This window comes from Brevundimonas subvibrioides ATCC 15264 (assembly GCF_000144605.1).
GTDB classification, from domain to species: domain Bacteria; phylum Pseudomonadota; class Alphaproteobacteria; order Caulobacterales; family Caulobacteraceae; genus Brevundimonas; species Brevundimonas subvibrioides.
The window spans coordinates 1,017,696-1,036,291 of sequence record NC_014375.1 but is presented as its reverse complement, the minus strand read 5'-3'; the positions used below and the strand labels follow the sequence as shown (position 1 = coordinate 1,036,291).

Genomic DNA, 18,596 nt, shown 5'->3' with positions numbered 1-18,596 from the left:
TGCCCTCGCGATTTGAGGAATAGGCATGACGGCTCTGGTCCTGTTCGGCGGCGGCGGCGATCTGGCGATGCGGATGCTTCTGCCCTCGCTGTATTTCCTCGAGCACGACGGCCTGCTGCCCGACGGCCTGAAGATCATCGGCGCCGCCCGCTCCGAGGAGACCCCCGAGGAATACATCGCCAAGGTCCGCACGGCGGTCGAGTCGAAGGCCGACGGTCACTGGTCCGACGACGCCTGGAGCCGGCTGGAGGCCCGCCTCGACTACCTCGCCGTCGACGCCACCTCGGCCGAGAGCCTGAAGCCGCTGAAGGACAAGGTCGGCGACGGGGCCTGCACCAGCTTCCTCGCCGTCTCGCCGTCCCTCTATGCGAAGATCGTCACCGCCATGCGGGCCGCCGGCCTGGCCGAACCGGAAGATCGCGTCGTGCTGGAAAAGCCGGTCGGCCGCGATCTGGAGAGCTTCCGCGCCATCGACGACGCCGTGGCCGATGCCTTCTCGGAGCACCAGGTGTTCCGCATCGACCACTATCTGGGCAAGGAGACGGTCCAGAACCTGATCGCCCTGCGCTTCGGCAACGTCATCTTCGAACCGCTGTGGAACAACCTGTCGATCGACCACGTCCAGATCACCGTGGGCGAGACCGTCGGCGTCGGCGACCGCTGGCCCTACTACGATGAGTACGGCGCCCTGCGCGACATGCTGCAGAACCACATGCTGCAGCTTCTCTGCCTGGTCGCCATGGAGCCGCCCAGCGATCTCGACCCGGACTCGGTGCGCAACGAGAAGGTCAAGGTGATCCGCTCGCTGCGCCCCATCACCGACGAGGACGCCGAGCGCACCACCGTGCGCGGCCAGTACGTCTCGGGCACCGTCGATGGGAAACGCGTCCCCGGCTATGACGAGGAGCGGGGGTCGGACAGCGACACCGAGACCTTCGTCGCCATCCGCGTAGACATCGACAACTGGCGCTGGGCCGGGGTGCCCTTCTTCCTGCGGACCGGCAAGCGCCTGCCCGAGAAGCGCACCGAGATCGTCATCCAGTTCAAGCCCGTGCCCCACTCGATCTTCGGCCAGGACGCCCGCGACGAGGACGCCGCCAACCGGATGATCATCGAGCTGCAGCCCGAGGAAGACATCTCCCTGACGGTGATGAACAAGAAGCCGGGGCTGGATCAGCGCATGCAACTGCAGCCGATCAAGATGAGCCTGTCGTGGGGGGTAGGCGGCAAGGGCGACGCCCCGCCGCGCCGCCGTATCGCCTACGAGCGCCTGCTGCTGGATGCCCTGAACGGCGACTCCACCCTGTTCGTCCGCCGCGACGAGGCCGAAAAGGCGTGGGAATGGGTCGACGGCGTGTCCCAGGCCTGGGTCGACGGCAACGTCAAACCCCTGCCCTATCGCGCCGGTACCTGGGGGCCCGACGCCGCCGACATGCTGATGGCGCGCACCGGCCGGGACTGGAACACCAGCGATGCTTGAGACCTTCCCCACCCTCGACACCTGGGCCGCCACGATCGCGGCCCGGCTTGAGGAGACGCTCGCCGCCGCCGTCCTCGCCAACGGCCGCGCCCTGTTCGCCGGGCCGGGGGGATCGACCCCGTCCCCCGTCTACGCCCGCCTCGCCCAGGCCGACATCGGCTGGTCGAACGTCGCGGTCACCCTGGTCGACGAGCGCTACGTGCCCGAGACCTCGCCGGAGTCGAACGCCCGGCTGATCCGGGACGTCCTGCTCCAGGGCCCCGCCGCCGCCGCGACCTTCATCCCGCTGTATCACCCCGAGGTCACCGTCGACCGTGCGGCGGCCAAGGCCGCGCATGCGCTCGCCGGTGCCGGCGGCCGGTTCGACGCCGTGCTGCTGGGCATGGGGGAGGATGGCCACATCTGCTCGATGTTCCCGAACAGCCCGACGCTGAAGACCCTGCTGTCGCCCGGCCTCAAGCCGACCGTGCTCGGCGTGCCCCACGGCCGTGACGGCGCCGCCCCCAGCCTCGAGCGGCTCTCGATCAATCTGCCGTATCTGATATCGGCCGGCCGGGTCATTCTGGGCCTGAAAGGTGCCGCCAAGCGTTCGGTCTTCGAGCGCGAGGCGGACGGCGACCCGGCCACGCAACCCATCGCGGCGATGATCGCGGCGAAGGTCCCCCTCGAAGTCGTCTGGACGGAAGCGAACTGATGGCCCTTCACGCCCCCGCGCTGCATCCGGTCGTGGCCGAGGTCACGCAACGCATCGTCGAACGGTCGAAAGACACCCGCGCCGACTACATCCGCCGCATGGACGCGGCCCGCGACAGCGGCGTCGGCCGCGCCAAGCTCAGCTGCGCCAACTGGGCCCACGCCTTCGCCGGCCAGACCATCGCCGACAAGCTGACCGCCATGACCGGCAAGACGCCCAACGTCGGCATCGTCACCGCCTACAACGACATGCTGTCGGCGCATCAGCCGTTCGAGCGCTTCCCCGATGTGATCAGGAAGGCCACCCGCGAGGTCGGTGCCACGGCCCAGGTCGCCGGCGGCACGCCCGCCATGTGCGACGGCGTCACGCAAGGGCGCCCCGGCATGGAGCTGAGCCTGTTCAGCCGCGACGTCATCGCCATGTCGGTGGGCGTCGCCCTGACCCACGACGCCTTCGACGCCGCCATGATGCTGGGCGTCTGCGACAAGATCGTGCCCGGCCTGTTCATGGGGGCGCTCGCCTTCGGCCACCTGCCCGTGGTCTTCGCCCCCGCCGGCCCCATGCCCTCAGGCATCCCCAATGCCGAAAAGGCCCGCGTCCGCGCCGAATACGCGCAAGGCAAGGTCGACCGGTCCGTCCTGCTGGCCAGCGAGATCGGCAGCTATCACTCGCCCGGCACCTGCACCTTCTACGGCACCGCCAATTCCAACCAGATGATGATGGAGCTGGGCGGCTTGCACATGCCCTCCACCGCCTTCGTCCATCCGGAGACCGGCCTGCGCGACGCCCTGACGGCGGCGGCGGCCAAGCGGGCGGTCGAACTGGCCCAGTCCGGCGAATGCCGCATGGCCGACGTCGTCGACGAGAAGTCGGTCGTCAACATGATCGTGGCCCTGCTGGCCACCGGCGGGTCGACCAACCACGCCATCCACCTGGTCGCCATGGCGCGGGCGGCGGGCGTGCTGATCGACTGGACCGACATGGACCAGCTGTCGTCCGTCACCCCCCTGCTGGCCCGGGTCTATCCCAACGGCTCAGCCGATGTGAACGCCTTCCAGGCCGCCGGCGGCGTGGCCTTCGTGGCCCGCGAGCTGGCCCAGGCCGGCCACATCCACTCCGACGTCACCACCATCATGGGCAAAGGCATCCACCCCTATTTCCAGGAACCGGCGATGATCGACGGCGAACTGGTCTGGAAGGACGGCGTGGCCGAAAGCCTCGACCGCGACATCCTTCGCCCCGCCTCCGACCCGTTCGACACCGAGGGCGGCCTGCGCCTGGTGCAAGGCAACCTCGGCCGCGCGGTCATCAAGATCTCGGCGGTCAAGCCGCAGCACCGGATCGTGGAGGGCCCCGCCCGGGTGTTCGACGCCCAGGAAGACGTCCTGGCCGCCTTCCAGCGCGGCGAGCTCGACACCGGCGGCGTCATCGTCCTGCGCTTTCAGGGCCCCAAGGCCAACGGCATGCCGGAGCTGCATTCCCTTTCGCCGCTGATGAGCGTGCTTCAGGACCGCGGCGTGCCCATCGCCCTGGTCACCGACGGCCGCATGTCCGGGGCCTCCGGCAAGACCCCCGCCGCCATCCACGTCACGCCCGAGGCGCTGGAGGGCGGCCCGCTCGCCTATGTGCACGACGGCGACATCGTCCGTCTGGACGCCGAGGCCGGGGTCCTGACCGTCGCCGCGGACCTGTCGAGCCGCGATCGCGCCCGGCCGCTGTCGGTGCAGAGCTGGGGCTATGGCCGCGAGCTGTTCGGGGCCTTCCGCTCGGTCGTGTCCGCCGCCGAACAGGGCGCCTCGGTCTGTTTCGTGGCCGAACCGACAACGCAACAACCAGAGATCCGCGATGTAGCGGACGCGAATGTACAGAACAGGGCTGTGGACGCATGAGTGACAGCAAGACGCTTCTGGTAGGCCCCCTCCTTGTTGGAGACGTCGGCGGCACCAACGCCCGCTTCGCCCTGGCCCGCATGGAGGGTGGCCAGATCGTGCTGGACCACCACGAAAGCTTCCCGGCCGAGCAGTATCCGACCTTCCTCGGCGGGGTGAAGGCCTTCATCGACGGCTGCGAGACCAAGCCGTCCGGCGGGGTGATCGCCGTGGCCGGACCGGTCGAGGACGGCGCCATCGACCTGACGAACAGCCCGTGGGCGGTGTCCGAGACCGAGCTCCAGACCCTGGGTCTGAACCCGGTCAAGCTGATCAACGATTTCGAGGCCCTGGCTTGGGGTGCCCCCGTGATCCCGTCCGAGAACCTGGAAAGGCTGGGCGGACCCGAGGCCGGCGATCCCCATGCCACCATCGCGGTGCTCGGCCCCGGCACCGGCTTCGGCGTCTCGGCCCTGATCCGCGACGCCCACGGCCAGGAAATGGCCATGCCGTCCGAGGGCGGGCACGCCTGCTTCCCGCCCGGCGACACGGTCGAGGACGAGATCCTGCGCATCCTGCGCCGCCGTTACGACCGCGTGTCGATCGAGCGGCTGATCTGCGGCCCCGGCCTTCTGAACATGCACCGCGCCCTGGCCGAGATCGACGGGCGCGAGACCCATATCGAGGATCCGGCCGAGATCACGAAGACCGCCCTGGCCGACCCCGACAGCCCGTGCGGCGCGACGCTCGCGCGGTTCTGCGCCATCCTGGGGGCCGTCGCCGGTGACATCGCCCTGACCACCGGCGCGCGCGGCGGCGTCTATATCGCCGGCGGCATCGCCCCGCGGATCCTGCCCTTCCTGAAAGCCAGCCCCTTCCGTCAGCGGTTCGAGCGCAAGGGCCGGTTCAAGGACTATATGGCCGACATCCCGACGTGGGTGATCACGCACAAGCATGCCGCGCTTCTGGGGGCCGCGCGGGTCGCATTTGCCGAAGCGGGATAACGGCGTTCGTATTTTCCGGTCACGTCCGCGTGAACCTTCCGTGAGCCGCGGCATTTTCTCGGCTCAACTGAGGAAGGGACTACCATGCGTAAACTGATCATCGCCTCCGCCGCCATCGCCCTGGCCGGCTCGCTCGCCGCCTGCGGTGAATCGGCTGCCGACAAGCAGGCCGAAGTGCAAGCGGACGCCCTGGAGCAACAAGCCGCTGCCGCCCCGACCGAATCTCAGGAAACCGCCCTGAACGCCGAGGCCGACCGCATCGAGCAACAGGCCGGCAACGCCGACGGTGGCATGACCACCTCGAACACGCCGAACACCTCGCCGTCGGCTCCGGAAGGTGCCATGGCCCCGGTCACCACGCCCCCGGCCAACTAAGCCCTATCCGGCTTGAAGACCGATCGGCCCCCGTCGCGAAAGCGGCGGGGGCTTTTCGTTGTCCTCAGTCCGGCGGCAGTCCGAAGTTCGGGATCGGCACCTCGGTCGACGTCACGGACGGACGCCGGACCGCCTCGGTGAACCACGCGGACAGGCCCGGTCGTTCCGCCATCAGACCGCGCCCCGCCTCGGCCAGCGACAGGTTCTGGATCATCGGGACAAGCGCCGCATCGGCCAGACCGAACCCGGGCCCGCCCATGAACGGACCACCCGACAACCAGATCAGGGTCTCGACCACCGACTCGATGGCCTTCAGCGGCTCCACCGTCGCCTCCACCGCCGCCGCCAGCCGGTCGGCATCCACCCGGCCGCCGTTGGCCAGGATGTAGGCCTGGTTGAAGAACACGCCCATCACCGCCGTCGGATAGAGATAGTGCCCGGCCGCCGCGACCACCGCCGTGGACAGGGCGTCCCGGTACGGATCGCCGCTCTTCAGCCTGGGCCCGTCGAAGGCCGCGTCGACATAGTCGAGGATGGCCACGGTTTCGAACAGACGACGCCCGTCGTGCTCCAGGACCGGCACCCGGCCGAACGGGCTCAGCGCCCGCCCCTGCGGGGTCGCCAGGTCGGGCAGGGCCAGCGGCACATGGTCATGCGCCACGCCCTTTTCGTTCAGGGCGATCCGCACGGCGCGGACATAGGGGCTGAAGGCCCACCCATGGGTCTTGACGCTCATGCCGCTCACCGGTCGTAGGGCTGTTGAGCGACGGCGTAGAAGGGCGCCGGAAGGCCCTGCACGCCCAGCTGGACGAAGGCGCGCGGCCAGTCGAACTGGTCCCAGTGCTCGTAAAGCTGGCCGTCGCGGACCGTCCAGGTGTCGATCACGTCGAACTCCAGCTTTTGCCCGGCCGGCGCGACGCCCAGGAAGCCCTCGCCCGTCAGGGTGCCGGTCCAGGTCCATCGCGTGACGACCCGGTCCTCGGTCGCATAGACGTCGCGCAGGATGAACCGCGCGTCGGGCATGGCCTGATAGATCACGGGGATGAAGTCGATCAGGCCCTGCCGCCCCTCGGGCACCAGCGGATTGTGCTGGATGTAGTCGGTGGCCACGATCCGGTTCAGGATCTCGATCCGCTTCGCCTGCGAGCGCTCATTGAGCAGCACCTCGGAAAAGCTCCGCCCCAGCCAGGTGTTGTAGGCCACGGTGCCCGGCGCCGCGGGCGGGTCGGTGAATTCCTGCGCTGTCGCGTGACTGGCGGCGAGGACGAGGGCCAGGGTCGCCCCGGTGAACAGGTACTTCAACATGGTGGTCAGTCCCGATGAAACGCCGCGATCGGCCGCGACCCGACGCAATTATTGATCGACCGATCAATAACAAGAGGCGGAGAGGACTTTTTTTGATCGAGCGATCCACTATCTTGTCCGGATGAGCCGTCCCCGCGCCTTCGACATCGACGCCGTCACCGAACAGGCGATGCAGGTCTTCTGGCAATCCGGCTATGCGGCCGCGTCCATGGCCGACCTCTATGCCGCGACGGGCCTGAAGCCCGGCAGCGTCTACGCGGCCTTCGGGGACAAGGAGCGGCTGTTCCAGCGTGCCTTCGAGACCTATGCCGCCCATTTTCGCGCGACCCTGCCGCAGGGCCTGACGGGTCTCGCTGCCATCGAGGCCTGGTTGGGGGTCCAGGCGGACCTGTCGGTCGCGGACCCGGAGCGCAAGGGATGCCTGATCGTCAACACGGTCGCCGAACGCCACGCGCATTCGGCCCGGACCCATGCGATGGCGCAAGCCCGCATGGACGAGATCCGCGCCTTCTTCCGCACGGCCCTCGATCAGGCGGCCGCGGCAGGCGAGCTGCGGCCGGACGCCGATCCGGACCTCTGGGCCGACAGCCTCACGGGCACGGTCGTCAGCCTGATGACGCTGGGCCGGGCGGGTGCCGAGGAACGGACCATCCGCAACGTGGCCACCGCCGCCCTGGCCGGCCTGCCGCGCGCCTGAACCGTCAGTCCTTCTTCGGCGGCATCGGGATGAAGGCGCTGGTCCGACGGATGTAGTCGGCATACTGCGGCTTGGTCTTGGCCGTCGATTTCTCGGTGATGCCGATGCCCGACCATTTGGTCAGGGTGAAGGTCAGGAAGACCGGACCCAGCACCGAGGCGATGCCGATCCAGCCCGTCTCCGCCGCGATCAGCCACAGCCCCCACCAGACGCAGGCGTCGCCGAAATAGTTCGGGTGCCGCGTATAGCGCCACAGGCCGGTGTCCAGCACCTTGCCTTTGTTCTTGGGGTCCTTGCGGAAGGCCGACAGCTGGGCATCGCCGATGCTCTCGAAGGCGATGCCGACGACCACGATCACCGCCCCGATCCAGCCGATCGCCCCCATCGCCGGCACGGGCGACACCTGCCCCAGCTGCACCGGCAGGCAGGTCAGCCAGGCCAGGAAGGCCTGCGGCAGGAAGACGAACAGCAGCGCCGTCTTGCCGAAGCTCCAGCCGTGGTTCTTCTCCTGGTGCTCGACGATGTCGGTATAGCGCCCGTCCGCCCCGTGCCCGCGCCAGCGGTGCAGCAGGTGCCAGCCCAGCCGGATGGCCCAGACCGCGCACAGCCACAGCAGCAGGCCCTTGCGCACCGGATCCCCGTCCGTCCGGGGAAAGGTGATCAGCGCCAGGAACAGCATCCCCAGCGGCCACACCCCGTCGATGAAGCTGACGTCCTTCAGCCGCAACGACAGGGTCCACAGGCCCAGCATCACGGCGACGATAAGCACCAGGTTCAGGCCCAGCAGGCCGGCGAGTTCGATCAGCGTCATAGGTCTCTAACGAGCCTATCGCCCGTCCGGACGCAAGCCGAGATTCCATAGCCTGGCGAGGTCGGGTTCATCACAAAGGGCACGAAGGAAAACCACAAAGGCCACGACGGGTTCTGCGAGGTCGCTCAAGCCGGGCCCGCCGTCTCACAGGATCGATGCGGCGTACGCCGCGAGTAAACCTCAGCCCCGAAGGCATCGACCCCAACACGGCTCGGCTGTCTTCGTGTCCTTTGTGACCTTCCTTCGTGCCCTTTGTGATGAACCTGCCCACCCCCCACGTCTGGTCTGCAGGTTCAGGACAATCGATCTGGTCCCTCCCCTTCCCCTTCGCGCCCACAGCCGCCATCTAGCGCCCATGACCGACACACGCATTCCCGTCACCGTCCTCACCGGCTACCTCGGCGCGGGCAAGACCACGCTCCTGAACCGCATCCTCACCGAGGACCACGGCAAGCGCTACGCCGTCATCGTCAACGAGTTCGGCCAGATCGGCATCGACAACGATCTGGTCGTCGGCGCCGACGAGGACGTGTTCGAGATGAACAACGGCTGCGTCTGCTGCACGGTGCGCGGCGACCTGATCCGCGTGGTCGCCGGCCTGATGAAGCGCCAGAAGCCCGGGGCCCCCGCCTTCGACGCCATCATCGTCGAGACCACGGGACTGGCCGACCCCGGCCCGGTGGCCCAGACCTTCTTCGTCGACGAGGACGTCAAGGCCAAGACGAAACTGGACAGCGTCACCGCCCTGGTCGACGCCCACCACGTCATGGCCCGGCTGGACGACTCCAGGGAGGCCCGCGAGCAGGTCGCCTTCGCCGACCGCATCATCCTGAACAAGGTCGACCTGGCCACGCCGGAAGAGCTGTTCGCCGTCGAGGCCCGGCTGCGGGCCCTGAACCCCCTGGCCCCCATCCTCCGCGCCGAGCGGGCCAACGTTCCGCTGGACCAGGTCCTGGGCCTGCACGGCTTCGACCTGGAGCGGATCCTCCACATCCACCCCGAGTTCGCCAACCCGGCGCACGGCGAGGCCGGCCACGTCCACGACGAACACTGCGGCCACGACCACCACGCGCACGATCATGACCACGATCACGACCATCACGGGCACGACCATGCGCACACCCCGAACGGGTCGGACGGGTCGGACGGTGTTTCGACGCCCGCCGAGGGCCCCCGGGGGCACAGTCATGCCGACGACATCAAGGGCATCTCCCTGTCGCTGGATCGCCCCATGAACGGCGCGAAATTCACCCAGTGGCTGGATCAGCTGCTGGGCCAGCAGGGCCAGAACATCCTGCGCGCCAAGGGCATCATCGACGTCCAGGGCGAGGACCGCCGCCTGGTCTTCCAGGCCGTCCACATGATCCTCGAGGGCGACCTGCAGCGGGAATGGGGAGCCACCGAACGCCGCTGGAGCCGCGCCGTCTTCATCGGCCGCGACCTCGACGAAACCGCTTTGAAAGCCGGCTTCGAAGCCTGCGCCGCCTGAAAGATCCTGTCATGACCCAGACCATCCTCATCGTCGGGGCCTCGCGCGGCCTCGGCCTCGGCCTCGTCGCCGAACACCTGAAGCGCGGCTTCGACGTCATCGCCACGGTCAGGAAGACCGGGGACGAGCCGGCTCTGAAGGCCCTCCCCGGGTCCGACCGCCTGACGATCCATCATCTGGACGTGACGTCGGACGCCGACATCGCCCGCCTCGCCGCCGCCCTCCCGGACCCGATCGACGTCGTCTTCATCAACGCCGGGATCAGCGGGCCGAAAAGCGTCGTCGCCGCCACGGCCGACGAGTTGAACGCGGCGATGCAGGCCAATGTCTTCGGACCCATCCGCCTGGCCCATGCCCTCGCCGACCGGGTGCGCGAGCAGACGGGCGTCCTCGCCCTGATGTCCAGCATCATGGGCTCGATCGCCGAAAACACCTCCGGCGGGATGGAGGTCTACCGCGCCACCAAGACGGCCCAGAACAGCTTCGCGCGGTCGCTCTGGCTGGGGTCGCCCAGGGCCCGCGGCGTGACGGTGCTGTCGGTCCATCCGGGCTGGGTGAAGACCGACATGGGCGGCGCGGGGGCCGACATCGACGTCGACACCAGCGTCTCCGGCATCGCCGACCAGCTGAAGGCCCACGCCGGGTCGCACGCCCATCGCTTCATCGACTACAGCGGACGCGAGATCGCGTGGTAACGCACCCGGCATGACCACCTTCTCCTTCGACGCCCAGGTCACCTCGGCGCATTTCGATACCGCCGGCGCGATCTTCGCCCTGGGCGACGGCTCGGTCCGCTTCGAGGACCGGACCTTCAACGCTGTGCATGACGGGGCCATCCTGTGCGCCACCGTCCACCCGTCCGGCGAGGGCCTCGTCACCGGCGGCGACGACGGCCGCGTGATCTGGAACCGCCGCGGCGAGGCCGGCGTGCTGGCCACCGCGAAGGGCTCCAATGTCGGCGGGTGGATCGACGCCATCGACGCCTCGCCCGAGACCAAGCTGATCGCCTTCTCCTCGGGCAAGACCCTGTCCGTCATCGACGCGACCGACATGGGCTTTCGCCGCGACTTCCAGCACGAGCGCACCGTCTCCGGCGTCGCCTTCGATCCCAAGGGTCGCCGCGTCGCCACCTCGACCTACGGCGGGGCCTGCCTGTGGTTCGCCCGTATCGCCGAGCAGAAGCCGACGAAACTGGTCTGGGCCGGTTCGCACACCGGCGTCGCCTTCTCGCCCGACGGGGCCTTCGTGGTCACCACCATGCAGGACATGCAGCTTCACGGCTGGCGGCTGAAGGATTCAAAGAACATGCGGATGGGCGGCTACCCGTCCAAGGTCCGCTCCATGGCCTTCCTGTCGAAGGGATCGCTTCTGGCCACGTCGGGGGCCCAGGGCGCGGTCCTGTGGCCCTTCACCGGGTCGAACGGCCCGATGGGACGCGAGGCCTCGGAGATCGGCTTCGACGACAGCACCACGGTCACCCTGGTCGCCGCCGCCAACCCGCACGGGCGCCTGGCAGCCGGCCTCGCCGACGGCCGCGTCTGGGTCGCCGATCCGGCCGGTCAGGGCCTGAACTTCGTCAAGGCCGGGAAGGGCGCCCCCATCGTCGCCCTCGCCCTCAGCCCCGACGCCGCCCGCGTCGCCTGGGCCGACGAGGACGGCCAGGCCGGGGTGTCCGACGTCGTCATCGACTGACCCTCGACAGCCCGGTTCGCCCGCGCCTATCGTCGGGGGGAACGAGGGGTCGGGATGCGAAATCGCAAGGGACGCGGGGGATCGCCGCGCACGGCCTTCGGATGTCTGGCCGTGGTCGTGGTCCTCGTCGTCGCGGTGGGCGCCTGGCTCGTGGTCTTCCTCTGGGACGTGAACCTGCCGAAATGAGCGAAACCCAGCCCCCCGTTCCGCCAGGGCCGCGCCGCCGCAAGGGCCGCCCGATCCTGACCGCCCTGGTGGTGCTGGCCCTGCCGCCGTTCGGCGCGGTGCTGATCCACCGGTTCGTGCCGGTCCCCTACACGCTGCTGATGATCCGCGAGGGCCTGGCGGGCAACGGTCTCGACTATCGCTGGAAGCCCCTTCGCGACATCTCGCCCAACCTCGTCGCCTCGGCCATCGCCGCCGAGGACGCGCGCTTCTGCAGCCACGGCGGCTTCGACTTCGAGGCGATCGAGAAGGCGCTGAAGGACAACGAACAGGGCCGTCGCATCCGGGGCGGGTCGACCATCAGCCAGCAGACGGCCAAGAACGTCTTCCTCTGGCCCGGCCGCGACTGGGTCCGGAAGGGCCTGGAGGCGGGCTATACCGTCCTGATCGAGACCGGCTGGGGCAAGCGCCGCATCATGGAGGTCTATCTGAACGTCGCCGAGATGGGGCCGGGCGTCTATGGGGCCGAGGCCGCGGCCCGCCACTGGTTCGGCAAGTCGGCCGCCGACCTGACCCCGCGCGAGGCCGCCCGCCTCGCCGCCATCCTGCCCAGTCCGCGCCGCTACGACGCCGGAACGCCCGGCCCCTATGTCCGCCGGCGGGCGTCGCGCATCCAGGCCTCGGCCCGGGTCGTCCGAAACGAGGGTCTGGCCGCCTGCGTCCTCTGACCGAACGCCGATCGATCCCGGGCCGTTAACCCTCGCCCTCACCGATCCCTTAACCGCGCCTTGGTACATCAGGTCGATTGCGGACCCCTCGCGGGCCGCCAAAGACCATGCGGGTGGGCCATGCGGATCATGAAGCGGACAGTCTCTGCCCTGAAGACCTTCGGGACGCGTTTCTCCGACGACAGGCGCGGCAACGTCGCCATGATGTTCGCCCTGGCCCTGCCGCCGATGATGCTGATGACGCTGGGCGGGGTCGACATCGCCCGCGTCTCCACCGTGCGCATGAACGTCCAGGACGCCCTCGACGCCGCCACCCTGGCCGCTGCCCGGTCGCAGTACACCGACAACCCCCGGATCAACGCCGTCGGCCTGGCCGCGCTGCAGGCCAACCTGGCCCCCTATGGCGACGTCACCCTGGACACCACCCAGACGAACTTCCGGCTGAACACGGCCACGGGGGCGGTTGAGGCCGATGCCAAGGTCAACGTCCGGGCCCTGGTCGCCAACATCTTCCTGCCGCCCTATGGCCAGTTCTTCGACGACCAGTTGCCGGCCAACGCCCATTCCGAGGTCCTGCGCTCCAACAACCGGATCGAGGTCGCGCTGGTGATCGACAACACGGGCTCCATGGACGGTGCCAAGCTGACCAATACAAAGACCGCCGCCATCGACCTGATCAACCGGCTGGAGGCCGCCGACGGCCGATCCATCGAGCAGGACGCCATCAAGATCTCGCTGGTGCCCTTCTCGATGACCGTCCGCGTCGCCCAGGGCGGGACCAACACGCCGCCCAGCTTTATGTCCAACGCCGACACCCACACCGGTGGCGGCGCCTGGAACTCGGGATCCAATCCCTACAGCGCGTTCGACACCGCCGTTGGCCGTTTCACCCTCTTCGGCCGCCTTAACACGACTTGGGGCGGGTGCGTCGAAAGCCGTCCGCAGCCCTACGACATTCGCGACACCGCGCCGTCCAGCGGCACCCAGGCGACCATGTTCGTGCCCTATTTCGCGCCCGACGAGCCGGACAGGGCCGACTATCCGAACCATTCGACGTGGCAGAACTGGCAGTATGAGGGCAACGACTACCTGGACGATGGTCGGCCGGGGTCTAACGCCAACAGCCCCTTTGCGAACACCGCCGCGCGCACGACCGAATGGTTTGCGCGGGTCCGGTCCGTCAGCCGCTACAGCACCACTCCGCGCAACACCCTGAACACAGGCTTCGGCCCGAACCGCGGCTGCGACCTGCAGCCCATCATCCGCCTGACCGACAACTACACGGCGCTGCGCACGGCGGTGAACAACATGATCGCGTCGGGCAACACCAATGTGCCGCTGGGCACGATGTGGGGCTGGCACACCCTGTCGCCCAACGCGCCGTTCGGTGACGGCCGGCCCTACGGCACCGAGCGGCTGAAGAAGATCATCATCATCATGACGGACGGCGCGAACGTCATGTCCGACACCACCAGCCCGAACGACAGCACCTACAACGGCCTGGGCTATATCTGGCAGAACCGGCTGGGCATCGTCTCGGGCAACGATACGACCCGGCGCACGCGGATGGACAACCGTTTCGACCACGCCACCGCCGCGACCGAAGACATGTGCGGCAACATGAAGGACAAGGACATCGAGGTGTACACCGTCGCTGTCCAGGTCGACTCGACGGCCCAGACCCTTCTGCGGCGCTGCGCCACCGACACCGACCACTATTTCCCGGTCGACAGCGCCGCCGGCATCGGGGCCGCTTTCGACCGCATCGCGGGGGCCATCGAGAACCTGAGGATCAGCCGGTGATCGCCGGTTCGATCGCGGCCAGCGGCATCGCCTCGGCCATGGCCCGGTTCGACCAGAGCGCGGCCCGTACCGCCGCTGCGCCGCTGGACGACCTCGCCGGCGAAATGGTCGAACGGATGCAGGCCAAGGTCGCCGTGTCCGCCAATGTGGCGGTCCTTCGCACCGCCGACGACATGACCGGCACCCTGCTGGACATGCTGGCCTAGAGACGTCGTCCGCTGGGTTGAGCCGGAGGGGCACCGTCTCGGGTCAGGCGCGCAAGAGTTTCATCACAAAGGGCACAAAGGGAGCCACGAAGGACACGACGGGAGCGGAGCCGCGTTGGAGAGCTCCCTCTTCACGGGTGCGTTTACTATCGCGGCGTACGCCGCATTGATCCAGCGAAGACGGGCGCGGCTCGGGCAACAGGACAGGTCCCGTTGTGCCCTTTGTGATCCTCTTTGTGCCCTTCGTGATGAACCAGCAGCCCCGGACAAGGACACGGCTCCCGGGCGTCAACTCAAACGACGAAAGGTCCAGACCCCCGATCGCTATCCGGCCGCAGGGACAGGCGGGCCGGCGACCTTGGGCGGCAATTCGAACAGGCCGGCGAACCGCGCCAGAACGTCCGGGTCGCCCTCCAGATCCAGCAGGCCCTCGGCCTGAAGCGCCGCCAGCGGAACGCCGCCATAGACGAGGCCCGCCAGCGCCGGGGGCTGGCCGGTCACGACCGCATCGGCCTCTTCCGCGACCCCACGCTCGACCGTGAACCGGCCGTCGCGGACCGTGCCGCGAAACCGGTCGTCCCCGAAGATGAAGTTCAGGGTCAGGTCGATCCCCTTCGCCCGTTCGGCGCGGAACATCGTCTGGAACGACATCATCATCGAGATGGCGCTCAGCGGCAGGGTCGGGTCGTGCCGCGGCGACCGGGCCGCCCACATCCCCAGCATGCCGAACACCGGGTGGAGTTCCCGTCCCCAGTCGGTCAGGTCATAGACCTGGACCGAGGCGGGTGGCGGCAGCCTCCGGCGCTCGACCACCCCGGCCGCCTCGAGCGCTTCCAGCTTCTGGGTCAGGACATTGGCGCTGATCCCCGGCAGGCTGGTGCGCAGTTCCCCGAACCGGCGCGGGCCGAACATCATCTCGCGGATGACCAGTAGCGCCCATCGTTCGCCGACCAGGTCCAGCGCATGCGCCGCCCCGCAGGCGTCCTCATAGCGACGCGCCGACCGCGCCGCCCCCTCCATAGTTACTTTTTCTAACTTCATAGTTGCCATATATAACTTCGGTGGGTAGGCTTCACAACGTCAATGGCGCATCCAGACGCCTCACAGGAAGGAAACCCGATGTCGCGCCTGATCTTCATCAATCTGCCTGTCGCCGATCTGGCCCGGTCCGTCGCCTTCTACGAAGCCGTCGGGGCCACGAAGAACCCGGCCTTCAGCGACGAGACGGCCGCCTGCATGGTGGTGTCCGACACCATCTTCGTGATGCTGCTGACGCACCCGAAATTCGCCAGCTTCACCGCGCGCCCCATCGCGGACCGCTCGACGGTGGAGGCCCTGTTCTGTCTGTCGTGCGACAGCAAACAAGCGGTGCTGGACCAGCTGTCCGCCGCCACCGCGGCCGGCGGCAGGCCCGACCCCACGCCCGAACAGAACTACGGCGGCTTCATGTACGGCCGCAGCTACGAGGATCCGGACGGCCACATCTGGGAGATCATGTGGATGGACCCCGCGGCCGCCGCCCAGGGGGCCGCCGCCCTCGAACCCGCCTGACCCGACGCCTGCCCGCCGATCTCGACCCGGCGCTCAAACAATCAACCCACCTGCCAACCCGGCCTCAAGCAGCGAGCGCCCACGGCGCGAGCGGTAGGCCCTCCGAAGGAGCAAAAAGAATGCCCTACGTTTCCGGCTTCCTGACCCCCGTGAAGGCACAGGACAAGGACCGCTACATCGCCTCGGCCGCCAAGAGCTGGCCGGTCTTCCAGAAATACGGCTGCCTCGAACAGGTCGAGACCTGGGGCGTCGACGTGCCCCCCGGCAAGGTCACCGGCTTCGACCTGGCGGTGAAGCTGGAACCCGGCGAGGTCGTCGTCTTCTCGTGGCTGAAATGGCCGGACCGGGCCACCGCCGACGCCTGCTTCGCCACCATGGAAACGGACCCGGCCTGGAAGGACATGGACATGCCCTTCGACGGCAAGCGCATGATGTGGGGCGGCTTCGAGGTGATCTTCGGAGGCTGAGACGGCCCGCTGCGCGGCCGCATGACGCGGGGCGGGCACAGGGCGCGGGGTTGCGGCCGGAGATTGCGTCGGTTACTGCGACGCGTTCTCATTCTCAGGTCTACGCCCCATGCTCCGTGCCCTCGCCCTCACCACCACCGCCCTGATCGCCTTCGCCGCCCCGGCTCTGGCCCAGGACGCCGCCGCCGACCGGCTGGAAGAGGTGATCGTCACGGGCTCCCAGGTCCGCATCGCCGCCCCCTATGCCGGCGGTCAGGTCGCGCGCGGGGCGCGGGTCGGCCTGTTCGGCACGCTGTCGCAGCTCGACACTCCCTTCGCCGTCACCGCCTATACCGAAGAGCTCGCCCGGAACCAGCAGGCCCGCAGCGTCGGCGACGTGCTGCAGAACGATCCCGCCGTCCGCGTCTCCAAGGGCTTCGGCAATTTCCAGGAGCTGTACGTCATCCGGGGCTTCCCGGTTTACTCCGACGACATGACCTACAACGGCCTGTACGGCATCCTGCCGCGCCAGTTCGTGGCCGCCGAGTTCCTTGAGCGGGTCGAGGTCTTCCACGGGGCCACCGCCTTCCTGAACGGCGCGGCCCCCGGCGGGTCCGGCGTCGGCGGGGCCTTCAACCTCACGCCCAAGCGGGCCGGCAACGAGCCTCTCACCCGCCTGACCCTGGGCCTCGAAGGCGGGCGCGAGGGCTATGCCGCCGCCGACGTCTCGCGCCGCTTCGGCACCGATGGCGACACCGGTCTGCGCCTCAACGTCGCCCGTCGCGACGGCGAGGGCGCGATCGACGATCAGTCCCGCACCCTGAGCGTCGTCGGTCTGGGCCTCGACCGACGCGGCGAGCGCGCGCGCCTGTCCGCCGACCTGGGCTGGCAGGACCACCGCATCGACGCCCCGCGCCCGACCGTGACCCCGACCGGGGCTGTCCCCGCCGCGCCCGACGCCTCGGGCAACTTCGCCCAGCCCTGGACCTATACCGACGAGGAACAGCTGTTCGGCGTGGTGCGCGGCGAGCTGGACCTGACGCCCGACGTCTCCGCCTGGGCTGCCTTCGGGGGCCGCAGCGGCGAGGAGTCCAACGTCCTGGCCAATCCCGCCGCAGCGCCCGACGGTACCACCAGCGCCTACCGCTTCGACAACACCCGTGAGGACACCGTCTGGTCCGGCGACGTCGGCGTCCGCGCCGACCTGACCACCGGCTCCGTCGACCACCGCCTGGTCGCCTCGGCCTCGCAGGTTCGGTCGAAGTCGGAGAACGCCTATGCCTTCTCGAATTTCGCCGGCTTCGCCTCCAGCCTGTCGAACCCCGTCGCCGTCGCCCCCCCGGTCCCGGACTTCTTCGTCGGCGGCGACCTCGCCAACCCCGGCGTCACCGAACGGGTGGACAACACCAGCGTCGCCCTCGCCGACATGATGACCTTCATGGACGGCCGGCTGCTGCTGACCGTCGGGGCCCGCCACCAGTCGATCGAGACCCGGACCTACGCCTACGGCTCCGGCGTGCCCGCCCCCGCCTATGAGAGCGACGCGGTCACCCCCGTCCTGGCCGTGGTCTACAAGCCGAGCGAGTGGATCTCGCTCTACGCCAACTACGCCGAGGCCCTGGTCCCCGGCCAGATCGCCCCGGAGGTCGTCGGCGGCGTGCAGATCGACAACCGCGGCGAGGTGCTCGACCCCTTCCTCGGCGAGCAGATGGAAGTCGGCCTGAAATACGACGTCGGCCGCTTCGGCGGCTCGGTCAGCCTGTTCCGCACCACCCTCCAGAGCGCCTTCGTCGAGAACGGCCGCTTCGGCACCAATGGCGAGCAGCGCAACCAGGGGCTGGAGATCGCCTTCTTCGGCGAGCCCCGCGACGGCCTGCGCGTCCTCGGCGGCTGGACCTTGCTCGACGCCGAGCTGACCGAGACGGCCGGCGGGGCCCTCGACGGCCGCGCCCCCATCGGCGCGCCGGAGCTCCAGGGCAACGTCAACGTCGAGTGGGACGTCCCCGCCGTCACCGGCCTGACGCTGGAAGGCCGCCTCGTCTACACGGGCGAGCAGGAGGTCAACGCCACCAACACCGTCCAGCTCGACAGCTGGACCCGCCTCGACGCCGGCGTCCGTTATGCCTTCGAGGCGTCGGGCCGCCCCCTGACCGTCCGCGCCCGGGTCGAGAACCTCGCCGACGAGGACCAGTGGGTCGCCGTCGGCGGCTTCCCGGGGGCCAACTACCTGACGCTCGGCGCGCCCCGCACCCTGTCGCTGTCGATCTCCGCGGAGTTCTGAG

General features: G+C 68.9%; 20 protein-coding genes. 16 read left to right on the top strand and 4 right to left on the bottom strand.

Annotated features, from left to right (window positions below):
- Window positions 1–25 precede the first annotated feature (25 nt).
- The 5 genes from zwf to BRESU_RS05140 all read left to right on the top strand — a co-directional run bounded on the left by zwf (window position 26) and on the right by BRESU_RS05140 (window position 5,421).
- Entirely contained in the window at window positions 26–1,480 is a 1,455-nt protein-coding gene (zwf, locus tag BRESU_RS05160) for a glucose-6-phosphate dehydrogenase (protein ID WP_013268452.1), read from the top strand.
- Window positions 1,473–2,174, top strand: a complete 702-nt coding sequence (pgl, locus tag BRESU_RS05155) for a 6-phosphogluconolactonase (RefSeq protein ID WP_013268451.1) — start codon at window positions 1,473–1,475, stop codon at window positions 2,172–2,174. The genes zwf and pgl overlap by 8 nt, the downstream gene beginning before the upstream one ends.
- Window positions 2,174–4,063 carry a phosphogluconate dehydratase gene (gene edd, locus BRESU_RS05150; RefSeq protein ID WP_013268450.1) on the top strand — a complete coding sequence of 630 codons (1,890 nt, stop codon included), beginning with the start codon at window positions 2,174–2,176 and terminating at the stop codon, window positions 4,061–4,063. Before pgl ends, edd begins: the two co-directional genes overlap by 1 nt.
- Window positions 4,060–5,046 (top strand): glucokinase, encoded by a 987-nt coding sequence (glk, locus tag BRESU_RS05145; RefSeq protein ID WP_013268449.1) that lies wholly within the window; start codon window positions 4,060–4,062, stop codon window positions 5,044–5,046. Before edd ends, glk begins: the two co-directional genes overlap by 4 nt.
- Window positions 5,047–5,130: 84 nt before the next feature.
- Entirely contained in the window at window positions 5,131–5,421 is a 291-nt protein-coding gene (locus BRESU_RS05140) for a hypothetical protein (RefSeq protein ID WP_013268448.1), read from the top strand.
- A 64-nt stretch (window positions 5,422–5,485) separates the two neighbouring features.
- On the opposite strand, the gene BRESU_RS16835 is transcribed toward BRESU_RS05140, so the two are convergent.
- Complete coding sequence (locus BRESU_RS16835) at window positions 5,486–6,157, bottom strand: glutathione S-transferase family protein (RefSeq protein WP_013268447.1); 672 nt, start codon at window positions 6,155–6,157, stop codon at window positions 5,486–5,488.
- Window positions 6,158–6,162: 5 nt separating this feature from the next.
- Complete coding sequence (locus BRESU_RS16830) at window positions 6,163–6,726, bottom strand: ester cyclase (protein ID WP_013268446.1); 564 nt, start codon at window positions 6,724–6,726, stop codon at window positions 6,163–6,165.
- Between the two features lie 121 nt (window positions 6,727–6,847).
- On the opposite strand from BRESU_RS16830, the gene BRESU_RS16825 reads away from it, so the two are divergent.
- On the top strand, window positions 6,848–7,423 hold the full coding sequence (locus BRESU_RS16825; RefSeq protein ID WP_013268445.1) for a TetR/AcrR family transcriptional regulator: 576 nt from the start codon (window positions 6,848–6,850) through the stop codon (window positions 7,421–7,423).
- Between the two features lie 4 nt (window positions 7,424–7,427).
- Here BRESU_RS16825 and BRESU_RS05120 read toward each other — a convergent pair whose 3' ends face one another.
- Window positions 7,428–8,234: a DUF1295 domain-containing protein gene (locus tag BRESU_RS05120; RefSeq protein ID WP_013268444.1), complete on the bottom strand. Its 807-nt coding sequence runs from the start codon at window positions 8,232–8,234 to the stop codon at window positions 7,428–7,430.
- 355 nt (window positions 8,235–8,589) lie between these two features.
- On the opposite strand from BRESU_RS05120, the gene BRESU_RS05115 reads away from it, so the two are divergent.
- The 7 genes from BRESU_RS05115 to BRESU_RS05090 all read left to right on the top strand — a co-directional run bounded on the left by BRESU_RS05115 (window position 8,590) and on the right by BRESU_RS05090 (window position 14,317).
- On the top strand, window positions 8,590–9,723 hold the full coding sequence (locus tag BRESU_RS05115; RefSeq protein WP_013268443.1) for a CobW family GTP-binding protein: 1,134 nt from the start codon (window positions 8,590–8,592) through the stop codon (window positions 9,721–9,723).
- 11 nt (window positions 9,724–9,734) lie between these two features.
- Window positions 9,735–10,418 carry an SDR family NAD(P)-dependent oxidoreductase gene (locus BRESU_RS05110; RefSeq protein WP_013268442.1) on the top strand — a complete coding sequence of 228 codons (684 nt, stop codon included), beginning with the start codon at window positions 9,735–9,737 and terminating at the stop codon, window positions 10,416–10,418.
- A 10-nt stretch (window positions 10,419–10,428) separates the two neighbouring features.
- Complete coding sequence (locus BRESU_RS05105; protein WP_013268441.1) at window positions 10,429–11,415, top strand: WD40 repeat domain-containing protein; 987 nt, start codon at window positions 10,429–10,431, stop codon at window positions 11,413–11,415.
- Window positions 11,416–11,469: 54 nt separating this feature from the next.
- Window positions 11,470–11,601 carry a hypothetical protein gene (locus tag BRESU_RS17725; protein WP_013268440.1) on the top strand — a complete coding sequence of 44 codons (132 nt, stop codon included), beginning with the start codon at window positions 11,470–11,472 and terminating at the stop codon, window positions 11,599–11,601.
- The gene (mtgA, locus tag BRESU_RS05100; protein ID WP_013268439.1) at window positions 11,598–12,308 is read left to right on the top strand and encodes a monofunctional biosynthetic peptidoglycan transglycosylase; all 711 of its coding nucleotides are present in this window, start codon (window positions 11,598–11,600) and stop codon (window positions 12,306–12,308) included. The genes BRESU_RS17725 and mtgA overlap by 4 nt, the downstream gene beginning before the upstream one ends.
- Before the next feature lie 129 nt (window positions 12,309–12,437).
- A complete protein-coding gene (locus BRESU_RS05095) occupies window positions 12,438–14,111 on the top strand; it encodes a TadE/TadG family type IV pilus assembly protein (RefSeq protein ID WP_169308010.1) in 1,674 nt (557 codons plus the stop codon).
- The gene (locus tag BRESU_RS05090; protein WP_013268437.1) at window positions 14,108–14,317 is read left to right on the top strand and encodes a hypothetical protein; all 210 of its coding nucleotides are present in this window, start codon (window positions 14,108–14,110) and stop codon (window positions 14,315–14,317) included. Before BRESU_RS05095 ends, BRESU_RS05090 begins: the two co-directional genes overlap by 4 nt.
- 324 nt (window positions 14,318–14,641) lie before the next feature.
- Here BRESU_RS05090 and BRESU_RS05085 read toward each other — a convergent pair whose 3' ends face one another.
- A complete protein-coding gene (locus BRESU_RS05085) occupies window positions 14,642–15,337 on the bottom strand; it encodes a winged helix-turn-helix transcriptional regulator (RefSeq protein ID WP_013268436.1) in 696 nt (231 codons plus the stop codon).
- A 99-nt stretch (window positions 15,338–15,436) separates the two neighbouring features.
- Between BRESU_RS05085 and BRESU_RS05080 the strand changes: the two genes are divergently transcribed.
- The 3 genes from BRESU_RS05080 (at window position 15,437) to BRESU_RS05070 (ending at window position 18,595) form a co-directional block, all read left to right on the top strand.
- Window positions 15,437–15,868: a VOC family protein gene (locus BRESU_RS05080; RefSeq protein WP_013268435.1), complete on the top strand. Its 432-nt coding sequence runs from the start codon at window positions 15,437–15,439 to the stop codon at window positions 15,866–15,868.
- Between the two features lie 119 nt (window positions 15,869–15,987).
- Complete coding sequence (locus tag BRESU_RS05075; RefSeq protein WP_013268434.1) at window positions 15,988–16,335, top strand: DUF1428 domain-containing protein; 348 nt, start codon at window positions 15,988–15,990, stop codon at window positions 16,333–16,335.
- A 109-nt stretch (window positions 16,336–16,444) separates the two neighbouring features.
- Window positions 16,445–18,595, top strand: coding sequence for a TonB-dependent receptor (locus BRESU_RS05070; protein WP_013268433.1), 2,151 nt, complete (start codon window positions 16,445–16,447; stop codon window positions 18,593–18,595).
- The last annotated feature ends 1 nt before the right edge of the window (window position 18,596 follow it).